The following is an 18,232-nucleotide window of genomic DNA, read 5'->3' on the forward strand; positions in this document are numbered from 1 at the left end:
GTGCTCGTTTATGTTGTCCGGGTGACGAACCCCAGCCTGCCCCCCGCTCTGTACCTCCCGACCGGCCCCGCCAGCCGCGAAGCCGAAGGCGCGTCGATCGAGCTGCGCCGCACGCCGGACGGCCGGACCGCGCTGGTCGCCTTCACCGCGCTCGACCGGCTGATCGACTGCTGCGGCGAGCACCAGCCGTGGGTGCTGGTCAGCACCGAGCACCTGCCGAAGGTGCACGCCGCGAACCCGTACGACGTGATCGTGCTCGATTCGCCGCTGCCCGCCGAGCTGCGGCACGGCGGCACGCTCGTCTGAGCGTGGTTCAGCTCTCACTCAAGAGACTCCCGACGTCATGTCCGTAGACTCCCCCGTACCGCGAAGGCGGTCAGCAATGCAGCTGTCGGGACGCAGGAGGTGCGGGGTGGCCGAGCAGGTCGGCGAATCCACCGGTGGTCCGGTGACCAAGATCCTGGTCGCCAACCGGGGCGAGATCGCGGTACGCGTGATCAGAGCCGCCAAGGACGCTGGCCTGGCCAGCGTGGCGGTGTACGCCGATCCGGATCGGGACGCACCGCACGTGCGCCTGGCCGACGAGGCCTTCGCGCTGGGCGGCACCACGGCGGCCGAGAGCTACCTCGACTCCGACAAGCTGCTCGACGCGGCGAAGCGCGCCGGCGCCGACTCCGTGCACCCGGGTTACGGCTTCCTCTCGGAGAACGCGGACTTCGCCCAGGCCGTCATCGACGCCGGGCTGACCTGGATCGGGCCGAGCCCGCAGGCCATCCGCGACCTCGGCGACAAGGTCACCGCGCGGCACATCGCGACCCGCGCGGGCGCGCCGCTGGTGCCGGGCACCAAGGAGCCGGTCAAGGACGCGAGCGAGATCGTCGCGTTCGCCGACGAGCACGGCCTGCCGGTGGCCATCAAGGCCGCGTTCGGCGGCGGTGGCCGTGGCCTCAAGGTCGCGCGCACCCGCGAAGAGATCCCGGAGCTGTTCGAGTCGGCCACGCGCGAGGCCGTCGCGGCGTTCGGCCGCGGCGAGTGCTTCGTCGAGCGCTACCTCGACAAGCCGCGTCACGTCGAGGCGCAGGTGCTGGCCGACCAGCACGGCAACGCGATCGTCGTCGGCACCCGCGACTGCTCGCTGCAGCGGCGGCACCAGAAGCTCGTCGAGGAGGCGCCCGCGCCGTTCCTGTCCGACGACCAGCGCCGCCGCATCCACGAGTCGGCGAAGGCGATCTGCAAGGAAGCCGGCTACTACGGCGCCGGCACGGTCGAGTACCTCGTCGCCACCGACGGCACGATCTCGTTCCTCGAGGTCAACACCCGCCTGCAGGTCGAGCACCCGGTCTCCGAGGAGACCACCGGCCTCGACCTCGTCCGCGAGATGTTCCGCATCGCGCGCGGCGAGAAGCTGCGGATCACCGAGGACCCCGAGCCCCGCGGTCACTCGATCGAGTTCCGCATCAACGGCGAGGACGCCGGCCGCGGCTTCCTGCCCGCGCCGGGCACGGTGACGAAGTTCCTCGCGCCGAGCGGCCCCGGCGTCCGCGTTGACTCCGGCGTCGAGTCCGGCAGCGTCATCGGCGGCCAGTTCGACTCGATGCTGGCGAAGCTGATCGTCACCGGCTCGGACCGGAACAACGCCCTGGAACGCAGTCGTCGCGCACTGGCCGAGATGGTCGTCGAGGGCATGGCCACGGTGCTGCCGTTCGACCGCGTGATCGTCGACGACCCGGCGTTCATCGGCGACGAAAACGGCTTCAGCGTGCACACACGCTGGATCGAGACCGAGTTCGACAACCGGATCGAGCCGTTCGTCGCGCCGGACGTCGAGACCGCCGAAGAGCAGCCCCGGCAGAACGTCGTCGTCGAGGTCGGCGGGCGCCGCCTCGAGGTGTCGCTGCCCGGCGGGTTCGCGCTCGAAGGCGGCGGCGGGGGCGGCGGCACCGCCGTCAAGGCCAAGCCGCGCAAGCGCGCCGGCGGCGGCAAGGCGGCGGTCAGTGGTGACGCCGTCACCGCTCCGATGCAGGGCACCATCGTCAAGGTGGCCGTCGAAGAGGGCCAGACGGTCGAGGCGGGCGAGCTCATCGTCGTCCTCGAGGCGATGAAGATGGAGAACCCGGTCACCGCGCACAAAGCGGGCACCGTCACCGGACTTTCGGTCGAGGTGGGCGCCGCCGTGACGCAGGGCACGCAGCTTCTCGAGATCAAGTAGGACAGTTCGTTACAGATGTCGTGGTGGGCCGCCCCCGAGGCGGCCTACCATCGGCAAGGTGACCGAAGTCCCGTCTCCGCAGCTGCGGATCAGCGACCAGACCCGCGAGTCCGCGTTGACCGCGCTCGGTGAGCACATGACCGCGGGGCGGATCGACATCGACGAATACGGCGAGCGCTCGGCCCGCATCACGGCGGCCAAGACTCGCGGCGAGCTCGGCGAGATCTTCGGTGATCTGCCCTCGCCCCACCCCAGCTACGACGACACGCCCCAGGCGGCCGTCGCCGCGACGGCGGCGGAGAAGCAGCCCGCGCCGCAGCGGTCCGGCTCACCGGACGGCTGGACGAGCCCGCAGCGGTTCATCGCGGCGATCCTCCCGGTGCTCTGGATCGCGGCGATCGCCCTGATCGCCACCGGTGTGGTGGGCGGGGTGTTCATCCTCGTCCCGATCGGGGCGAGCGTGTTCGCCAAGGGCATGTGGGGCCACGGCGGCGGCCCGCACGACCACCACGACCGCCACGATCGGCACCTGCGCGACCGGGAGCGCCGTCGTGAGCTGCGTGACTCCTACCGCGACCGCCGGCGCGAACTGGGCCGCTGACGCCGCCGTGAGCGACCTACGCCTGAGTGACGCCGAGCGTCAGGACGCCCTCGACGTCCTCGAGGAGCACGTCCGCAGCGGACGGCTCGACATCGACGAGTACGGCACCCGGTCCGCGAAGGTCACCGCGGCCAAGCGGGTCAGCGACCTCGTGCCGCTGTTCGACGACCTGCCCTCACCCCGGCCGAGCGCGCTGGTCACCGGCGCGGCCGTGCCCGGGGTGCCGGTGGTGACCGGCGAGAGCCAGCTGCAGCGCTTCCTGACCGCGAGCGCGGTGCCGATCGCCATCGTCGTCGCGATCGCGGTGCTCATCCTCAGCCGCGGGCGGCTGCTCATCATCTCGGTCGCGCTGCCGCTGGTGATCGCGATGCTCGCGGGGCTCCGCCGCCGGCGCTGAGCCTGCAACAATCGCCCGATGATGGGCGTGTATCCGGGCGCGCTGGACGCCCGGGGCGAGCGGCTGGCGGGGCCGATCTTCACCGGCGTCGGCCTGGCGGCGCTCGCCGCGTGCTCGTTCTGGGCGGCGGGCCGCGACCCGGACTGGCGCGGCACCCTGATCGTCGTCCTGGTCACGGCGGCGTGGCTGACGCTGCTGATCCCGCTGTTCCCGCGCCGGAAGGCGCACCCGTGGCTGACGGCCGGCTACTTCGCCGGTGTCCTGGTGGCCGCGGTCGTGCTGGTGACGCGCAACGAGCTGTACACCGGGTTCGCGTCGGTCGGCTACCCGCTCGCGTTCGTGCTCTTCCCGGCCCGCTGGGGGTTCTTCGCGGTGGCCGCGACGGCGGTGCTGCCGATACTGGCCAAGAGTTCGGACGGCGACCCGGCGCCGACGTGGGTGCTGGTCGCGTCCCTGGCCGGGCCGCTGCTGTACGCGGCCTGGTTCGTCGGCGCCGAAAGCGAGAAGCGGCGTAAGGCGAACGCCCGGCTGGAAGCCGCGCTGGAGGAGAACGCGGGCCTGCACGCGCAGCTGCTGACCCAGGCGCGCGAGGCCGGCGTGCTCGACGAGCGGCAGCGGATGGCGCGCGAAATCCACGACACGCTGGCCCAGGGCCTGACCGGGATCGTCACGCAGCTGCAGGCCGCCGACCGCGAGGACGGCCCGGCCCGCGACCGGCGGCTGGCGCAGGTGCGCGACCTGGCCCGGGACAGCCTCAGCGAAGCGCGCCGCGCGGTGCAGGCGCTGCGGCCCGAACCGCTGGCCGGCTCCCGGCTGCCGGAAGCGCTTTCCGAGCTGGCCGGCCGGGTCACGCGGACGTCCGGGGTGAGCGTGCACACCGAAACCACCGGCGAAGTCCGGCCGCTGCAGCCCGAGGTGGAGGTCACGCTCTACCGCGTCGCGCAGGAAGCGCTGGCCAACGCGGAGAAGCACGCGAAGGCGTCGAGGATCGGGCTGACACTGTCCTATTCGGACGAGGTGGTGCTGCTGGACGTCGTCGACGACGGCGTCGGCTTCAGTCCCGGCGACCGCGGCGACGGCACCGGCTTCGGGCTGGAGGCGATGCGCCACCGCGTCCAGCGGGTGGCGGGGACCCTGTCGGTCGAGAGCGCGCCGGGCGGCGGCACGGCGGTCAACGCCCAGGTCCCGGCCCTGTGATCCGGGTACTGGTCACCGACGACCACCCGATCGTGCGCGACGGGCTGCGCGGCGCGTTCACGGGTGAGCCGGACATCGAGGTCGTCGGCGAGGCGGCGTCCGGGCTGGAGGCGCTGGCGCAGGTGGCCCGGCACCACCCCGACGTCGTGCTGATGGACCTGCGCATGCCGGAGCTGGACGGCGTCGGCGCGATCCGCAGGCTGGCCGTCTCCCACCCCGCGGTGCGCGTCCTGGTGCTGACGACGTACGACGCGGAGACGGACGTCCTCCCGGCGATCGAGGCGGGCGCGACGGGCTACCTGCTGAAGGACGCCCCGGTCGCGGACCTGCTGGCCGCCGTCCGCGCGGCGGCGCGCGGCGAGGCCGTGCTGGCGCCGAGCGTCGCGGGCCGGGTGCTGGGCGGCTTTCGCCAGGCCGGACCGCTCACCCGCCGCGAGCTGGAGGTCCTGCGCCTGGTCGCGGAGGGAGCGACGAACCGCGCGGCGGCCGGGCGGCTGTTCATCAGCGAGGCGAGCGTGAAGACCCACCTGCTGAGCGCGTACACGAAGCTCGGGGTGAACGACCGCGCGGCGGCGGTCGGCGAGGCCTACCGCCGCGGCCTGCTCTGAGGCGGTTTTTCCCTTTTCGGAAGTTCCCCGCGGTGCGGCCGGGCACGGATCCTGCCTTGACCGCCGGACCGGGGGCGGCGTGCTCGCGGCCTGGCTAGGCTGGGCGGAGTGGAACCGGTGGAGATCAACGCGGGCACCTACTACCTGCGCCAGCTGCGCGCCGACCGGCACATCGACGACCGCCCGGTGCTGATGGAGGCGTTCGCCGACCCGACGCACCGCAAGTACGTGCTGAACTACCGCCTGCGCACCCTGGACGAAGCGACGGAGTACGTGACCCTGCGCGCGGCCCAGTGGGCGGGCGACGAGCGCTGCTCCTGGGCGATCGCCGAGCCGACGTCGGGCCGGCTGCTGGGTGAGGTGGGCCTCCGCGAGCTGGACCTGGACGCGGCGTACGCGGAGGCGACGGTCTGGGTCCACCCGGCCGAGCGAGGAAAGGGAATCGCGACGACGTCGTTGAACGCGGCCCTGCGCTTCGGTTTCGGCGGCCTGGGACTGACGGAAGTCAGCTACCGCTACGAGGAGAGCAACGTGTCATCGGCGATCGTGGCGGAACGCTGCGGCTTCACGCTGATCGGCCCGGAGGACGACCGAGCCCCGACGGGCGAGCGCCTGATCCGCTGGCACCGCACTTCCTGAGCGAGCGGCCGCAGCCGTCGAGCCGCGGCCGCGGTGGGCCGGGCCGCGAACGCCGCAGCAGCGGCCCCGCTGGCCGGGGCCATGCGAGGCAGCCAACAAGACCACGCGTTTGCTTTCGCGGTTCCGGCCCGCGAAAACTCCCCCGCCCTTCCCTGGGGGGCGGCCCCGAGGCCAGTCTATCGGTGACCCCGGACGGAAACGCCCTTGAAGCCCCTGGTCAGCGCCGGTTGTCCACAAGTCCGGAGGCCTGTGGACAACCCCGGCGTCAGCTGACCGGCGCCACGATTCCCGAGCGGGCCTCGGGGGCCGCGATCCGCAGGGCGTCCGCCGCTTCGTCGCTCGGCTGGGACTGGGACTCGCGTTCGGCCTCGACCCGCGCGCGGTAGACCTCCACCTCGCGCTTCACCGTTTCGGGGGACCAGCCGAGGACCTCGCCCACCAGGTCCGCGACCTGCTCCGCGCAGTCGACGCCGCGGTGGGCGTACTCGATCGAGATGCGGGTGCGGCGGGCCAGGACGTCCTCCAGGTGCAGCGCCCCCTCGTGCGCGGCCGCGTACACGACCTCGACGCCCAGGTAGTCCGGCGCGTGCTCGACCGGCTTGAGCAGCTCCGGGCGCCCCTCGGCGAGCCCGAGCACCTCGTGCACCAGCGAGCCGTAGCGGTCCAGCAGGTGCCTCACCCGGTAGGGGTGCAGGCCGTGCTCCGCAGCCAGGTGGTCGGCCTGGTTGACCAGCGCGTGGTAACCGTCCGCCCCGATCAGGGGAACCTTGTCCGTGATCGACGGCTGCGAGCGGCCCGGCAGGTCGACTGCCGCCGCGTCGACGGCGTCCGCCGCCATCACCCGGTACGTCGTGTACTTGCCGCCCGCGATCGCGACCAGGCCCGGCGCCACCCGCGCCACCGCGTGCTCGCGCGAAAGCTTCGACGTCTCTTCGCTCTCCCCCGCCAGCAACGGGCGAAGCCCGGCGTACACACCTTCGATGTCGTCGTGCGTCAACGGTGTCGCCAGCACGCTGTTGACGTGCTCCAGCAGGTAGTCGATGTCGTGCTTGGTCGCCGCCGGGTGCGCGAGGTCGAGGTTCCAGTCCGTGTCCGTGGTGCCCACGATCCAGTGATTGCGCCACGGAATGACGAACAGCACCGACTTCTCGGTGCGCAGGATCATCCCCGACTCCGACACGATCCGGTCGCGCGGGACGACGATGTGCACACCCTTGCTCGCCCGCACCCGGAACCGCCCGCGGCCACCGGAGAGGCGCTGCAGCTCGTCGGTCCAGACGCCGGTGCAGTTGATCACGACGGCCGCCGAGATCTCCGTCTCGCGCCCGTCTTCGACGTCGCGCACCCGCACGCCGGACACCCGGTCGGCCTCGCGCAGGAAGCCGACGACCTGGGTGGACGTCCGCACGATCGCGCCGTAGTGCGCGGCGGTCCGCGCCACCGTCATGGTGTGGCGGGCGTCGTCGGACTGGGCGTCGTAGTAGCGGATCCCGCCGATCAGCGCGGACCGCTTGAGGGCAGGTACCATCCGCAGCGCGCCCGCGCGGGTCAGGTGCTTCTGCCCCGGGACGCTCTTGGCGCCGCCCATCGTGTCGTACATCAGCAGGCCCGCCGCGGTGTACGGCCGTTCCCACACGCGGTGCGTCAGCGGGTAGAGAAAGCTGACCGGCTTCACCAGATGGGGTGCAATCGTCGTCAGCATCAGCTCGCGCTCGCGAAGCGCTTCCCGGACGAGCCCGAACTCGAGCTGCTCCAGGTAGCGCAGGCCGCCGTGGAAGAGCTTGCTCGAGCGGCTCGACGTCCCGGACGCCAGGTCCCGCGCCTCGACGAGCGCGACCCGCAGCCCGCGGGTGGCGGCGTCCAGCGCCGTGCCGGCACCGACCACGCCGCCGCCGATCACGACGACGTCGAAGGTCTCCTTGCCGAGCCGCTGCCAGGTCTCCTCCCGCTTGCGCGGGCCCAGTCGAGCCGGGTTCGTCTCCGCTGCGTGCTGTGCGCTTGCCACGTGACAGTCCTCCTCGAGCTGGCGAGGGTTCCAGCATCGCACGACCCGGTGATCCTCCGCCCGTTCGCGGATGACACTTGTGGCGTAACCCTCCGCGATCTTGAAAAGATTGCGCTCTCCGGTCCTTGGACCGGGGTTCTACGCCCGGGTAACGTCGCCCGGACGTGGGTCGGCAACGGTGCCGTGGCACGCCGTGATCGACCCTGCGCAGAGTGTCCAGTGTGGAGGTGCAGCGGTGAGTGCTGGGGCAATAATCGTCTGGGAACTACTGGGAACAGCGGCGCTGATCCTGCTCGGCAACGGCGTGGTGGCCAACCACGTGCTGCGCAAGACCAACGGTAACAACGGCGGAATCCTGTTCATCAACTTCGGCTGGGCGTTCGCGGTCTTCACCGGCGCCAGCATCGCCGCGCCCAGTGGCGCGCACCTCAACCCGGCGGTGACCCTCGGGCTCGCCATCGCCGACAAGACCAAGTGGGCCGACGTGCCCTTCTACTTCATCGGGCAGATGGCCGGCGCCATCATCGGCGCCATGCTCTGCTGGGCGACCTACAAGCTCCAGTTCGACGACCACCCCGAGCCCGAGAACACCCTCGGCATCTTCTCCACCGCGCCACAGATCCCGAACCGGGCGTGGAACCTCGTCACCGAGATCATCGGCACCTTCGTCCTGGTGGCCTGGATCCTGCTCAGCCCCACGTTCGCGGCGACCGACGGCGGCACCCCGAACTTCGGCAACTCCGCGCTGGGCTACGCGGGCGTCTCGTTCGTGGTCCTCGTGATCGGTACCTCCCTCGGTGGCCCGACGGGCTACGCCATCAACCCGGCACGTGACCTCGGCCCGCGGATCGCGTACGCGTTCCTGATGCCGATCCGCAACAAGGCGAACGCCAACTGGGGTTACTCCTGGATCCCGGTCGTCGGCCCGCTCGCCGGTGGCGCCCTCGCCGCGCTCCTGTACCTCCTCGTGCACAACCTGACCTGATCGCCCGCCCGAGAATTTCCTGGAGCACACATGACTTCGTACGTAGCAGCGATCGACCAGGGCACGACATCGACCCGGTGCATGATCTTCAACCACGAGGGCCGGGTCGTCGCCGTCGACCAGAAGGAACACGAGCAGATCTTCCCGAAGGCGGGCTGGGTCGAGCACAACGCCGAGGAGATCTGGGAGAACACCCGCGCGGTCGCCGCGGGCGCCATCGCCAAGGCCGACCTGCACACCAGCGACATCGTCGCCGTCGGCATCACCAACCAGCGCGAGACCGCGCTGGTCTGGGACAAGACGACCGGCAAGCCGGTGTACAACGCGATCGTCTGGCAGGACACCCGCACCGACCGGATCGTCACCGAGCTCGGCAACCTCGGCGGCGGTCAGGAGCGCTACCGCGACAAGGTCGGCCTCCCGCTCGCGACGTACTTCTCCGGGCCGAAGGTCAAGTGGATCCTCGACAACGTCGAAGGCGCGCGCGAGAAGGCCGAAGCCGGTGACCTGATCTTCGGCAACATGGACACCTGGGTGCTGTGGAACATGACCGGCGGGCCCGACGGCGGCGTGCACGTCACCGACCCGACCAACGCCTCCCGCACCATGCTGATGGATCTCGACACACTGCAGTGGGACCCCGAGATCGCCGCCGAGATGACGATCCCGCTGTCCATGCTGCCGGAGATCCGATCCTCCTCCGAGGAGTACGGCAAGGTCCGCGAGAAGGGCGCGCTGGCCGGCGTGCCGATCGCGGGCATCCTGGGCGACCAGCAGGCCGCGACGTTCGGCCAGGCCTGCCTCTCACCCGGCGAGGCCAAGAACACCTACGGCACCGGCAACTTCATGCTGCTCAACACCGGTACCGAAAAGGTGATGTCGCAGAACGGGCTGCTCACCACGGTCTGCTACAAGATCGGCTCGAACGACACGATCTACGCGCTGGAAGGCTCCATCGCCGTCACCGGTTCGCTGGTGCAGTGGCTGCGCGACAACCTCGGCATGATCGGGACCGCGGCCGAGATCGAAGAGCACGCGCGCAGCGTCGAGGACAACGGCGGTGCGTACTTCGTCCCGGCGTTCTCGGGTCTGTTCGCTCCTTACTGGCGGTCCGACGCTCGCGGCGCGATCGTCGGGCTCACCCGGTTCGTCAACAAGGGACACCTGGCCCGCGCGGTGCTGGAGGCGACCGCCTTCCAGTCACGCGAGGTGATCGACGCGATGAACGCCGACTCCGGTGTCCCGCTGAAGTCGCTCAAGGTGGACGGCGGCATGGTCGTCAACGAGCTGCTCATGCAGTTCCAGGCCGACATCCTCGGCGTGCCGGTGATCCGCCCGGTGGTCAACGAGACCACCGCGCTGGGTGCCGCGTACGCCGCCGGGCTGGCGGTCGGGTTCTGGAAGTCCGAAGACGACATCCGCACCAACTGGGCCCAGGACAAGCAGTGGGACCCGTCGATGGACGACGCCCGCCGCGAATCCGAGTACCGCAACTGGAAGAAGGCCGTCACCAAGACCTTCGACTGGGTCGACGACGAGGACTGACCGACGGGGACCGGCCGGGGGCGCCGACGGCGCTCTCGGCCCGCCCGCCGGATCAGTCTTCCCAGCCCTCCGGCTTGCCGGACTGCTCGTTGGGTGACACGACCAGGAACGTCACCCCCTGGTCGTCCGCGACCCGGACCTGCCGGCCGTACGGCGAGTCGAACGGCTCACCCAGTGCCCGGCCGCCGAGCTCGACCGCCTTGGCCGCGCTCGCGTCGGCGTCCGCCACCGAGAAGTACGCGTCCCAGTGCGACGGCACGTCCGCCGGCACGGAGTCCGGCAGGGCGCCGACGCCGCCGACCGGGCGGCCATCGAGCAGCAAGACGGCGTACGTGAATTCGTCGGTCGAGAGGTCTTGGATGCCGTAGCCGAAGACCTGCTCGTAGAACGCCCTCGCCGCCGGGTAGTCCCGGCTCATGCACTCGTTCCAGGTCATCGTGCCCGGGGTCGCCGTCACCTGCGTGCCCGTATGGTTGCCGGCCTCCCACAGCCCGAACGCCGAACCGCTCGGGTCGGCCGCGACGGCCATCCGGCCCTCCTGCATCACGTCCATCACCGGCATCAGGATCTGGCCGCCGGCCTCGGTGATCGCCGTCGCCGTCTTGTCCACATCGGACACCGAGAGGTAGGTCGTCCACACCGCGGGCATTTCCTGGCCGGGTGGCGTCCGGCCGATCCCGGCGACCGGACGGCCGGCCACCATGGCCATGCCGTAGAAACCGGTCTCCTCACCGCCCGCCTGCACGTCCCACCCGAACAGGCCGCTGTAGAAGGCCACCGCCTTCGCCTGGTCGGGCACCATCAGGTCGACCCAGCTGGGTGTCCCTTCGGGCCACGGTTCGTCGCGGAACAACATTTCGGCTCCCTACCCTCGTCGGCGCCGTCTCGGGTGACGGCCGACACAGTGTTGCACCGGGCACCGACAAAAAGCGGAAATCAGCCCTGGACCAGGCGGGCGTAGACGACGATGTTGTCGACGTAGTTGTGCGCGCCGCGGTCGAAGACGCCACCGCAGGTGATCAGCCGCAGCTCGGGATCCGCCGTGTCGTCGTAGACGCCTTCGGCTTCGAAGTCCTTTTTGGGCACCTGGTGCACTTTCGTCACCTCGAAGAGCGCCGTGGAGCCGTCCTTGCGGGCGACCGAAACCCGGTCACCGGCGGCCAACTCCTTGAGGCGGAAGAAAATCCCCTTCTGGTGGTTGCCGTCGACGTGCCCGAGCACGACGGCCGGGCCGACCTCACCGGGTGTCGGCGCGTAGGTGTACCAGCCCGCCTGCAGCGGTGTCGTCACCGGCGGCACCTGGACGGTGTTGTCCGGGTTGAGCCCGAGCGGCACCAGCGACGAGTGCGCGTCGATCTTCGGGATGTCGATCGAGACCGGCTCCGACTTGGGCAGCGCCGCGACGGCGTCCTGCGCCGCGCTCGCGGGTGCCGGGCTCACCGCGACCGGCCGGGCCGGCGGCGGCTGCGCACTGGACGGCTCGGGCCCGCCGCCGAGCGTCAGCGCCAGCACCGCCAACGCGGCCAGCAGCGCGACGACGAGCGCGATCAGATAGCCCCGTCTGTTCGTGATCCTCGTGGTCATGCTCTCCCCCGTGACTGGCTCCTGCAGTTCACACGTCCGGGTGGCCCGTTCGGTTGGGTCCCGACGGTACCGCCGCGGAGGGACCACCCCGAAGCCCCCGCTCCGGAGTGGTCCCGCGAAGATCAGCGACGCCGCGCCCGCCGGGCCAGCACGAGGCCGCTGCCTCCGACCGCGAGCACCCCCATGGCGGCCGCGGCCGCCAGCGGTGCGCCGGAACCGTCGACCGGTCCGTCCGTGCCGCCGGTCTGCGGGGCGCCCGCGGGCACCTTGGCGACCTGCTTCGGCGCCGGGTTCCCGGCGGCCGGGAGCACCTCGAACGACGTCGTCGACGTCTCGATGCCGCAGTGCAGGGTGACGGAGTACTTGCCGGGCTTGACGTTCGTGACGGTGCCGAACGCGAAGCCGGGCTTGTCGGGGACGATCGCGGCCGAGCGGATGCTCACCGTCTCGTCCGGCCAGGTCGAGCAGCCGAAGTCGAAGGTGATCCGCGCACCCGGCCGGGCCTTGCCCGGCGACACGGTCAGCTGCTTCTTGACGCGGGTCATCGGGCCGTCCGGGTACTCCGGCTCGGTCGGCTGGGGCTCGGTCGGCCGGGTCGAGGGCGACGCCGAAGTGGCCGGCGCGGACGGCGTGGCGGACGGCGTCGTCGCCGCGAACGCGGCGGTGGGCGCGAGCACCAGGAATGCCGCGGCGACACCGGCGACGACAGCAGTGTTCTTCATTCTTTTCTCCCCTGTGGATTACGCTCGGAAAGTGGGAGACGGATGCCGTTCGCAGTTCCCCCTGCATCGGCTTCATCCGCTCACCTACGCAGCTAAAGACGTCTCCACCTGCGGTTGGTTGCGCCCGAAGGTCACGAAAACATCGCGAAATCGAAGGCCGGGAACACATGAAAAAACCGCCCCGGAGCGTGGCTCCGAGGCGGTCTTTTCGAGCTGGTGAATCACCCTGCCATGCTGCCGTCGCCCGCTTTCGCGGCACCGGAAGGCACCTTGGTCACCTGCGCGGCCGGCACCGAGAACTGCGTGCTGAAGGACTTGCCGCCGCAGGTCACGCTCAGCGGGTACGTCCCGGCCGCGGTGCCCGGCTTGAGGGCGGCGTCGGCGCTGATGTTCGCGTCCGCGCCCATGAACGGGCCGGGCGTGTAGTTGGAGAACGTCAGGACCGGCGAGGAGAAGGCCGGCGAGGCGCCGTCGCACTTCGCCAGCGCGACGTTCGGCGCGTCCCGGACGTACTTGTCCACCAGCGACTGGTTGATCGCGGTGTTGACGTTCAGTTGGACACTGCCGGCGCTGGGGGCGGGGGTCGGACTGGTGCTCTGCGCCGTGGCCGGCGCTGCCAGCCCCGTCGCCCCGATCACCGCTGCCGCAACAAAAACCAACGTCTTGCGCACCTTCGCACCCTTCGCGTCCTTCAGCCTCACAACCGACAAGACGCGACGGGCGCGACTGGGTTGCGTCCTGGATCAGTCGAGATCGTCGTGCCGCATGAGCTGGCGCCCGGCCTCGGTGATCGACCCCGAGAGCGACGGGTACACCGAAAATGTCAGTGCCAGGTGGTCCACTGTGAGCTGGTTCTGGACGGCGAGCGCGATGGGAAGGATGAGCTCGCTCGCCTGCGGCGCCACGACGACACCACCGACGACCACGCCGGTGGCGGGGCGGCAGAACAGCTTGACGAAGCCTCGGCGGAGGCCCTCCATCTTCGCGCGCGCGTTGGTGGCCAGGGGCAGCATGATGGTGCGCGCGGGCACCTCGCCGGAGTCGATCGCGTGCTGGCTGATGCCGACCGTCGCGATCTCCGGGTGGGTGAAGACGTTGGCGGCGACGGTCTTGAGCTTGATCGGCGCGACGCCTTCGCCCAGCGCGTGCCACATCGCGATGCGGCCCTGCATGCTCGCCACCGAGGCGAGCATGAGCACGCCGGTGCAGTCGCCGGCGGCGTAGATCCCGGGAACGGAGGTGCGCGAAACGCGGTCGACGGTGATGAACCCGCCGGGGCCGGGCGAGATGCCGACCTTGTCGAGGCCGAGGTCGGCGGTGTTCGGGACCGACCCGACGGTCATCAGCGCGTGGCTGGCTTCGATCACGCGGCCGTCGGCGAGGTGGATCTCGACGCCCTTTTCGGTGCGCTCGACGCGGTCGGCGCGCGCCTGCTTCGCCACGGTGGTGCCGCGCTGCGAGAAGACCTCTTCGAGCACGGCGGCGGCGTCGGCGTCCTCGTGCGGCAGCACGCGGTCGCGGCTGGAGACGACGGTGACCTTGACGCCCATCTCGGTGTAGGCGGACGCGAACTCGGCGCCGGTGACGCCGGAGCCGATCACGGCGAGGTGCTCGGGCAGTTCCTGGAGCTCGTAGAGCTGCCGCCAGTCGAGGATGCGCTCGCCGTCGGGCACCGCGCCGGGCAGCACGCGCGGGGTGGCGCCGGTGGCGATCAGGACGACGTCGGCCGGGAACTTCTCGGTCTCGCCGTCCGGCGTGGTGACGGCGACCTTGTGCGTCGCGAGGCCGGGCTCTTCGTCGCAGAAGCGCGCCTGGCCGATGACGACGCGGACGCCCTCACGCTGGACGCGCGCGCGGATGTCGGCGGACTGGGCCAGCGCGAGGCCCTTGACGCGGCCGTGGACGGTCGGCAGGTCGATGCTCGTGTCGGCCATGTCGGTGTTGATGCCGAGCTCGCCGAGGTCGTGCATCTTCGCCAGCGCGCCCGAGCTCGCGATGAACGTCTTCGAAGGGACGCAGTCGTAGAGGACACAGGCGCCGCCCAGGCCGTCCCGCTCGACGATCGTGACGTCGGCCCCGTGCTGGGCTGCGACCAGCGCGGCTTCGTAGCCGGCCGGGCCCCCGCCCATGATCACGATCCTGGTCACCTGGGTCCTCCTCGAAGTGCGTGAATGCGGTGGTCTCACCGTACGCGGCGAAGGTGACCGGACACTGAAGTGGGCGAACACGCCGAGCGCGTCCACTCGGGTGAGCGGGGGGTCGCTACGCTGTCGGCGTGCCGTTGTATGCCGCTTACGGATCGAACATGGAGCCCGCCCAGATGCTGGAGCGCGCGCCGCACTCTCCGATGGCCGGCTCCGGCTGGCTGGAGGGGTGGCGCCTGACCTTCGGTGGCGAGGACCTCGGCTGGGAAGGTGCCCTGGCCACGATCGTCGAGGACGCGGGTTCCCGCGTCTTCGTCGTTCTCTACGACGTCACGTCCCTGGACGAGACGGGCCTCGACCGCTGGGAAGGCGGCGAGCTGGGGATGCACAGCAAGATCCGGCTCAGAGTCCAGACGATGGACGGCTCGGTCCTGGCCTGGCTCTACGTCCTGGACGCCTACGAAGGCGGCCTCCCTTCGGCCCGCTACCTGGGCGTCCTGGCGGACGCCGCGGAAGCAGCGGGTGCCCCCGCCGACTACGTCGACGACCTCCGAACCCGCCCCTGCTCCGGCATAACCGGCTAACGCCGTGTCGTCCCTCTGATCACGCGTGTCGACCCTTCAATCACGCGTGTCGACCTCCCGATCACGCCGCCCGGCCGGATCGCCGGTCGAAAGCACCTCGGAGGTCGGTCAGCAGGCGACTGGGGTCACGTAGATCGGCCGCGACGGCGCGGATCGTGATCCAGCCGCGCCCCTGCATCTGGTTGTCCCGGTCGAGGTCGTAGTCGCGCCGATCCTCGTGCGCGGCGAACCCGTCGTACTCGAGTGCGATACGCCGAGACGGCCAGGCCATGTCGAGGACGAAGAGCTTCCTGCCGTCGATGGCGGTGATCTCGTACTGCGGCTCGGGCACGGGGAACCCGGCCTCGACGACGATGAGCCGGAGCATGCTTTCGGGAGGTGACTCGGCCTTCCCCGTGGCAAGGTCCAGCAGCATCAGCGCCCTGTGGATACCTCGCCGGTCCCGGCGATCGTCAAGGCGGTCCCGCACGTTCTCCCGGAGCTTCGCGCAGTGGTCAGGCGGTAGACCTCGCATGGCCTCGTCGAGGGCCGCGAAGGCCGCGCGCTTGCCTCCGTCACAGAGGAAGTCAGCCAATGCGCGGTCGATCGAGAACATGGCCAGGCCATCGATCTCGATCATGTCCTCTTCCCGGAAGCCGCCCTGGTGCACGACCAAACCACGGCGGGACCGGACGCGTCGCGAATACGGCACCGTCACGTGGACGTCGCGGTCATCAGCGGAAGAAATACCGTGCAACGCAAGGGAAGTAGCGCCCGATAGCGCCACCGGCGGACCTGTCGCGAGCAACGCCGCGGCCGCCCTTGTCGGCAGCCTCAACAGGTCGGCAGCATGCACAACCACGCCTCGCCACGGCTGGGTGAGTACGCCTTGCTCAAGACCTTCGAGAACCTTGCGCCGTCCCAGAGCCCGGTCGGCCTCGCTCCGCGAGAGGACTCCGTGTCGCCTTGCCCAATCGATCACAAAATCGAGGATGAGGCCCTTCCGTCGTGTGACGGAAGGGCCTCATCCCCAACCTGTGGATAACTACCAGCCTGTGGATAACCCTGTGCATACCTCAGCTGTGACTGAGGCGTCGACACGCGTGATCAGAAGGTCGACACGCGTGATTGGAGGGACGACACGGGTTAGGCGAGGGTGGCTAGGGCGGTGTGGACCAGGGTTCGGACTCCGCAGGCCAGGGCTCGCTCGTCCAGGATGAAGGTCGGGCGGTGGATGTCCGACTGGGGTTCGGGAGAGCCTGGCCAGACGCCTAGCCGGGCGAACGCTCCCTGGACGTGCTCCAGGTACCAGCCGAAGTCTTCGCCGCCCGAGGACTGCTCGGTGCCGGCCACCGCGTTCTCGCCCAGGGCCGCCTCGACGCCCGCGCGCATCAGGGCCGTGGAGTCCGGGTCGGAGACCACCGGGGGGACGCCTCGGCGGTAGTCCAGGTGGAAGCCGACGCCCGTGGGGGCCAGCAGGGACTCCACCGAGGAGGCGACCAGCGGCTCCAGGGCCGTCCAGACCTGGTGGTCGGCCGTGCGCAGGGTGCCGCGCAGGACGCCGTCCTGCGGGACGGCGTTGGCCGCCTGGCCCGCGTGGACCGCGCCCCAGACCAGGACCGTGCCGGACCGCGGGTCGACGCGCCGGGACAGCACCGACGGCAGTGACGTGATCACCGTGCCGAGCGCGTGCACCAGGTCGGCGGTCAGGTGCGGACGGGACGTGTGCCCGCCCGGCGACGTCAGGCGCAGCTCGATCAGGTCCGCGGCCGACGTCAGCGCGCCGACGCGCATGCCGACCTGGCCGACCTCGAGCCGCGGGTCGACGTGCAGGCCGTAGATCCGGTCGACGCCCTCCAGGGCACCCGCGGCGATCATGTCCAGCGCTCCGCCGGGCATGACCTCCTCGGCGGCCTGGAAGATCAGCCGCACCTTGCCGGGCAGCTCCGGCGCGCCGGCCAGGGCGCGGGCCGCGCCGAGCAGGATCGCCGTGTGGGCGTCGTGGCCGCACATGTGCGCCGCGCCTTCGACGGTCGACGCGTAGGGCAGACCGGTCGCCTCGGTGAGCGGCAGCGCGTCCATGTCCGCGCGCAGTGCCACGCACTTCTCGCCACTGCCGATGTCGCAGACGACGCCGGTGCCGCCGGGCAGCACCCACGGCTTGAGGCCGACGGCGCGCAGCAGCGTGACGACCAGTTCGGTCGTCGCGAACTCGTGCCGCGACAGCTCCGGGTGCGCGTGGATGTGCCTGCGCCAGGCGAGCACGTCCGTCGCGTTGGCCCGTAGCCAGTCGTCGAGCCAGAACGGGCCGCGGCCCGCGCCAAGGTCCTCCACGGGAGCCATGGTTACGCCGGCTTCGGAAATGAGCGCCTCCGGCCCCTCGATAGGGGTGATGATGCGCCCATGGGGGTCGCCTGGAACGTCCGGTCGTGAGTCGAGCACCGTCACGCCGCACCTCCTCCCGCAACACGGGTAACCCGCGCAGCGGCTGGGGTCACGCAACGTGCCGATCGTTCTGTCGTACGCATTTGCAGACGATCGTGCACCATGCAGGCGGCAAGCCGCGCCTCGAAACGAGGCGTCCTAGACGGCCGGTAGCTGATCTGCGTTGAACGGTGTGCAGTAGTTCGGCCAAGGCGAACGCCGACCGCTGCTCGCCCGTCCGGACGCAGGGTTACGACTTTTTGGCCTTCTTCGACCGGATCCGACGGCCCCAGATGACGATGCCGAGCAGCACGACCGCGACCAGGCCGGCGACCAGCTTGTTCTTGGTCTTTTCGGTGTTCGCCTTGTCGGTCTGGGCCGGGTCGAGCACCGGTCCGGGCGCCTGGGTCTGCGCGAGCACGGGCGCCACCCCGGCGTGCGCCACGGTCACGGTGACGGCCACCGGCCGCACCGGCTCGGCCTGCGCCGGCGACGCGGTGAACAGCACCGCACCCAGCAGCCCGACCAGGACCAGACCCCGCAACTTCGCCATGTCATCCCTTCACCACGACCGGCGGTCAACCGGCATTGTGCCCGCGCGGCGCCCCT

General features: G+C 70.7%; 19 protein-coding genes. 10 read left to right on the forward strand and 9 right to left on the reverse strand.

What is annotated here, in order from left to right; all coding sequences use genetic code 11:
* The 7 genes from ACIOD2_RS16365 to ACIOD2_RS16395 all read left to right on the forward strand — a co-directional run bounded on the left by ACIOD2_RS16365 (position 1) and on the right by ACIOD2_RS16395 (position 5,651).
* Positions 1-306: an SAV_915 family protein gene (locus ACIOD2_RS16365; RefSeq protein WP_392773848.1), complete on the forward strand. Its 306-nt coding sequence runs from the start codon at positions 1-3 to the stop codon at positions 304-306.
* Between the two features lie 106 nt (positions 307-412).
* Positions 413-2,209 (forward strand): acetyl/propionyl/methylcrotonyl-CoA carboxylase subunit alpha, encoded by a 1,797-nt coding sequence (locus ACIOD2_RS16370; RefSeq protein WP_400538602.1) that lies wholly within the window; start codon positions 413-415, stop codon positions 2,207-2,209.
* A gap of 58 nt (positions 2,210-2,267) precedes the next feature.
* A complete protein-coding gene (locus ACIOD2_RS16375) occupies positions 2,268-2,810 on the forward strand; it encodes a DUF1707 domain-containing protein (protein WP_400538603.1) in 543 nt (180 codons plus the stop codon).
* Between the two features lie 7 nt (positions 2,811-2,817).
* Positions 2,818-3,207 (forward strand): DUF1707 domain-containing protein, encoded by a 390-nt coding sequence (locus ACIOD2_RS16380; RefSeq protein WP_400538604.1) that lies wholly within the window; start codon positions 2,818-2,820, stop codon positions 3,205-3,207.
* Between the two features lie 18 nt (positions 3,208-3,225).
* The gene (locus ACIOD2_RS16385; protein WP_400538605.1) at positions 3,226-4,404 is read left to right on the forward strand and encodes a sensor histidine kinase; all 1,179 of its coding nucleotides are present in this window, start codon (positions 3,226-3,228) and stop codon (positions 4,402-4,404) included.
* Positions 4,401-5,012, forward strand: a complete 612-nt coding sequence (locus tag ACIOD2_RS16390) for a response regulator (RefSeq protein WP_400538606.1) — start codon at positions 4,401-4,403, stop codon at positions 5,010-5,012. The genes ACIOD2_RS16385 and ACIOD2_RS16390 overlap by 4 nt, the downstream gene beginning before the upstream one ends.
* Before the next feature lie 108 nt (positions 5,013-5,120).
* Positions 5,121-5,651, forward strand: coding sequence for a GNAT family N-acetyltransferase (locus ACIOD2_RS16395; protein WP_400538608.1), 531 nt, complete (start codon positions 5,121-5,123; stop codon positions 5,649-5,651).
* Between the two features lie 265 nt (positions 5,652-5,916).
* On the opposite strand, the gene ACIOD2_RS16400 is transcribed toward ACIOD2_RS16395, so the two are convergent.
* Positions 5,917-7,656: a glycerol-3-phosphate dehydrogenase/oxidase gene (locus tag ACIOD2_RS16400; protein ID WP_323334771.1), complete on the reverse strand. Its 1,740-nt coding sequence runs from the start codon at positions 7,654-7,656 to the stop codon at positions 5,917-5,919.
* Between the two features lie 235 nt (positions 7,657-7,891).
* On the opposite strand from ACIOD2_RS16400, the gene ACIOD2_RS16405 reads away from it, so the two are divergent.
* Together ACIOD2_RS16405 and glpK are read left to right on the forward strand one after the other, a co-directional pair.
* Complete coding sequence (locus ACIOD2_RS16405) at positions 7,892-8,641, forward strand: MIP/aquaporin family protein (protein ID WP_400538610.1); 750 nt, start codon at positions 7,892-7,894, stop codon at positions 8,639-8,641.
* 30 nt (positions 8,642-8,671) lie between these two features.
* On the forward strand, positions 8,672-10,186 hold the full coding sequence (glpK, locus tag ACIOD2_RS16410; protein ID WP_400538612.1) for a glycerol kinase GlpK: 1,515 nt from the start codon (positions 8,672-8,674) through the stop codon (positions 10,184-10,186).
* A gap of 52 nt (positions 10,187-10,238) precedes the next feature.
* Here glpK and ACIOD2_RS16415 read toward each other — a convergent pair whose 3' ends face one another.
* From ACIOD2_RS16415 to ACIOD2_RS16435, 5 genes are all read right to left on the reverse strand, one after another.
* A complete protein-coding gene (locus ACIOD2_RS16415) occupies positions 10,239-11,042 on the reverse strand; it encodes a VOC family protein (RefSeq protein ID WP_400538613.1) in 804 nt (267 codons plus the stop codon).
* An 80-nt stretch (positions 11,043-11,122) separates the two neighbouring features.
* On the reverse strand, positions 11,123-11,770 hold the full coding sequence (locus ACIOD2_RS16420; RefSeq protein WP_400538615.1) for a class F sortase: 648 nt from the start codon (positions 11,768-11,770) through the stop codon (positions 11,123-11,125).
* Between the two features lie 122 nt (positions 11,771-11,892).
* On the reverse strand, positions 11,893-12,492 hold the full coding sequence (locus tag ACIOD2_RS16425) for a hypothetical protein (protein WP_400538617.1): 600 nt from the start codon (positions 12,490-12,492) through the stop codon (positions 11,893-11,895).
* A gap of 221 nt (positions 12,493-12,713) precedes the next feature.
* Positions 12,714-13,163, reverse strand: a complete 450-nt coding sequence (locus tag ACIOD2_RS16430) for a hypothetical protein (protein WP_400538618.1) — start codon at positions 13,161-13,163, stop codon at positions 12,714-12,716.
* 72 nt (positions 13,164-13,235) lie between these two features.
* Positions 13,236-14,639 carry an NAD(P)H-quinone dehydrogenase gene (locus tag ACIOD2_RS16435; RefSeq protein ID WP_400538620.1) on the reverse strand — a complete coding sequence of 468 codons (1,404 nt, stop codon included), beginning with the start codon at positions 14,637-14,639 and terminating at the stop codon, positions 13,236-13,238.
* Between the two features lie 128 nt (positions 14,640-14,767).
* Here ACIOD2_RS16435 and ACIOD2_RS16440 point away from each other — a divergent pair, with 128 nt between their 5' ends.
* Entirely contained in the window at positions 14,768-15,220 is a 453-nt protein-coding gene (locus ACIOD2_RS16440) for a gamma-glutamylcyclotransferase (protein WP_247060826.1), read from the forward strand.
* A gap of 61 nt (positions 15,221-15,281) precedes the next feature.
* On the opposite strand, the gene ACIOD2_RS16445 is transcribed toward ACIOD2_RS16440, so the two are convergent.
* The 3 genes from ACIOD2_RS16445 to ACIOD2_RS16455 all read right to left on the reverse strand — a co-directional run bounded on the left by ACIOD2_RS16445 (position 15,282) and on the right by ACIOD2_RS16455 (position 18,176).
* Positions 15,282-16,124, reverse strand: coding sequence for a hypothetical protein (locus ACIOD2_RS16445; RefSeq protein ID WP_400540364.1), 843 nt, complete (start codon positions 16,122-16,124; stop codon positions 15,282-15,284).
* 221 nt (positions 16,125-16,345) lie between these two features.
* Positions 16,346-17,647, reverse strand: coding sequence for an amidohydrolase (locus ACIOD2_RS16450; protein WP_400538622.1), 1,302 nt, complete (start codon positions 17,645-17,647; stop codon positions 16,346-16,348).
* Between the two features lie 226 nt (positions 17,648-17,873).
* The gene (locus ACIOD2_RS16455) at positions 17,874-18,176 is read right to left on the reverse strand and encodes a hypothetical protein (RefSeq protein WP_400538624.1); all 303 of its coding nucleotides are present in this window, start codon (positions 18,174-18,176) and stop codon (positions 17,874-17,876) included.
* Positions 18,177-18,232 lie beyond the last annotated feature (56 nt).

Source organism: Amycolatopsis sp. NPDC088138, from assembly GCF_044741685.1.
Lineage (GTDB): Bacteria > Actinomycetota > Actinomycetes > Mycobacteriales > Pseudonocardiaceae > Amycolatopsis.

Coding starts and splice junctions, on each gene's coding strand:
- ACIOD2_RS16385 (WP_400538605.1), top strand. CDS start 3,226: ATGATGGGCGTGTATCCGGGCGCGCTGGACGCCCGGGGCGAGCGGCTG.
- glpK (WP_400538612.1), top strand. CDS start 8,672: ATGACTTCGTACGTAGCAGCGATCGACCAGGGCACGACATCGACCCGG.
- ACIOD2_RS16415 (WP_400538613.1), bottom strand. CDS start 11,042: ATGTTGTTCCGCGACGAACCGTGGCCCGAAGGGACACCCAGCTGGGTC.
- ACIOD2_RS16420 (WP_400538615.1), bottom strand. CDS start 11,770: ATGACCACGAGGATCACGAACAGACGGGGCTATCTGATCGCGCTCGTC.
- ACIOD2_RS16425 (WP_400538617.1), bottom strand. CDS start 12,492: ATGAAGAACACTGCTGTCGTCGCCGGTGTCGCCGCGGCATTCCTGGTG.
- ACIOD2_RS16455 (WP_400538624.1), bottom strand. CDS start 18,176: ATGGCGAAGTTGCGGGGTCTGGTCCTGGTCGGGCTGCTGGGTGCGGTG.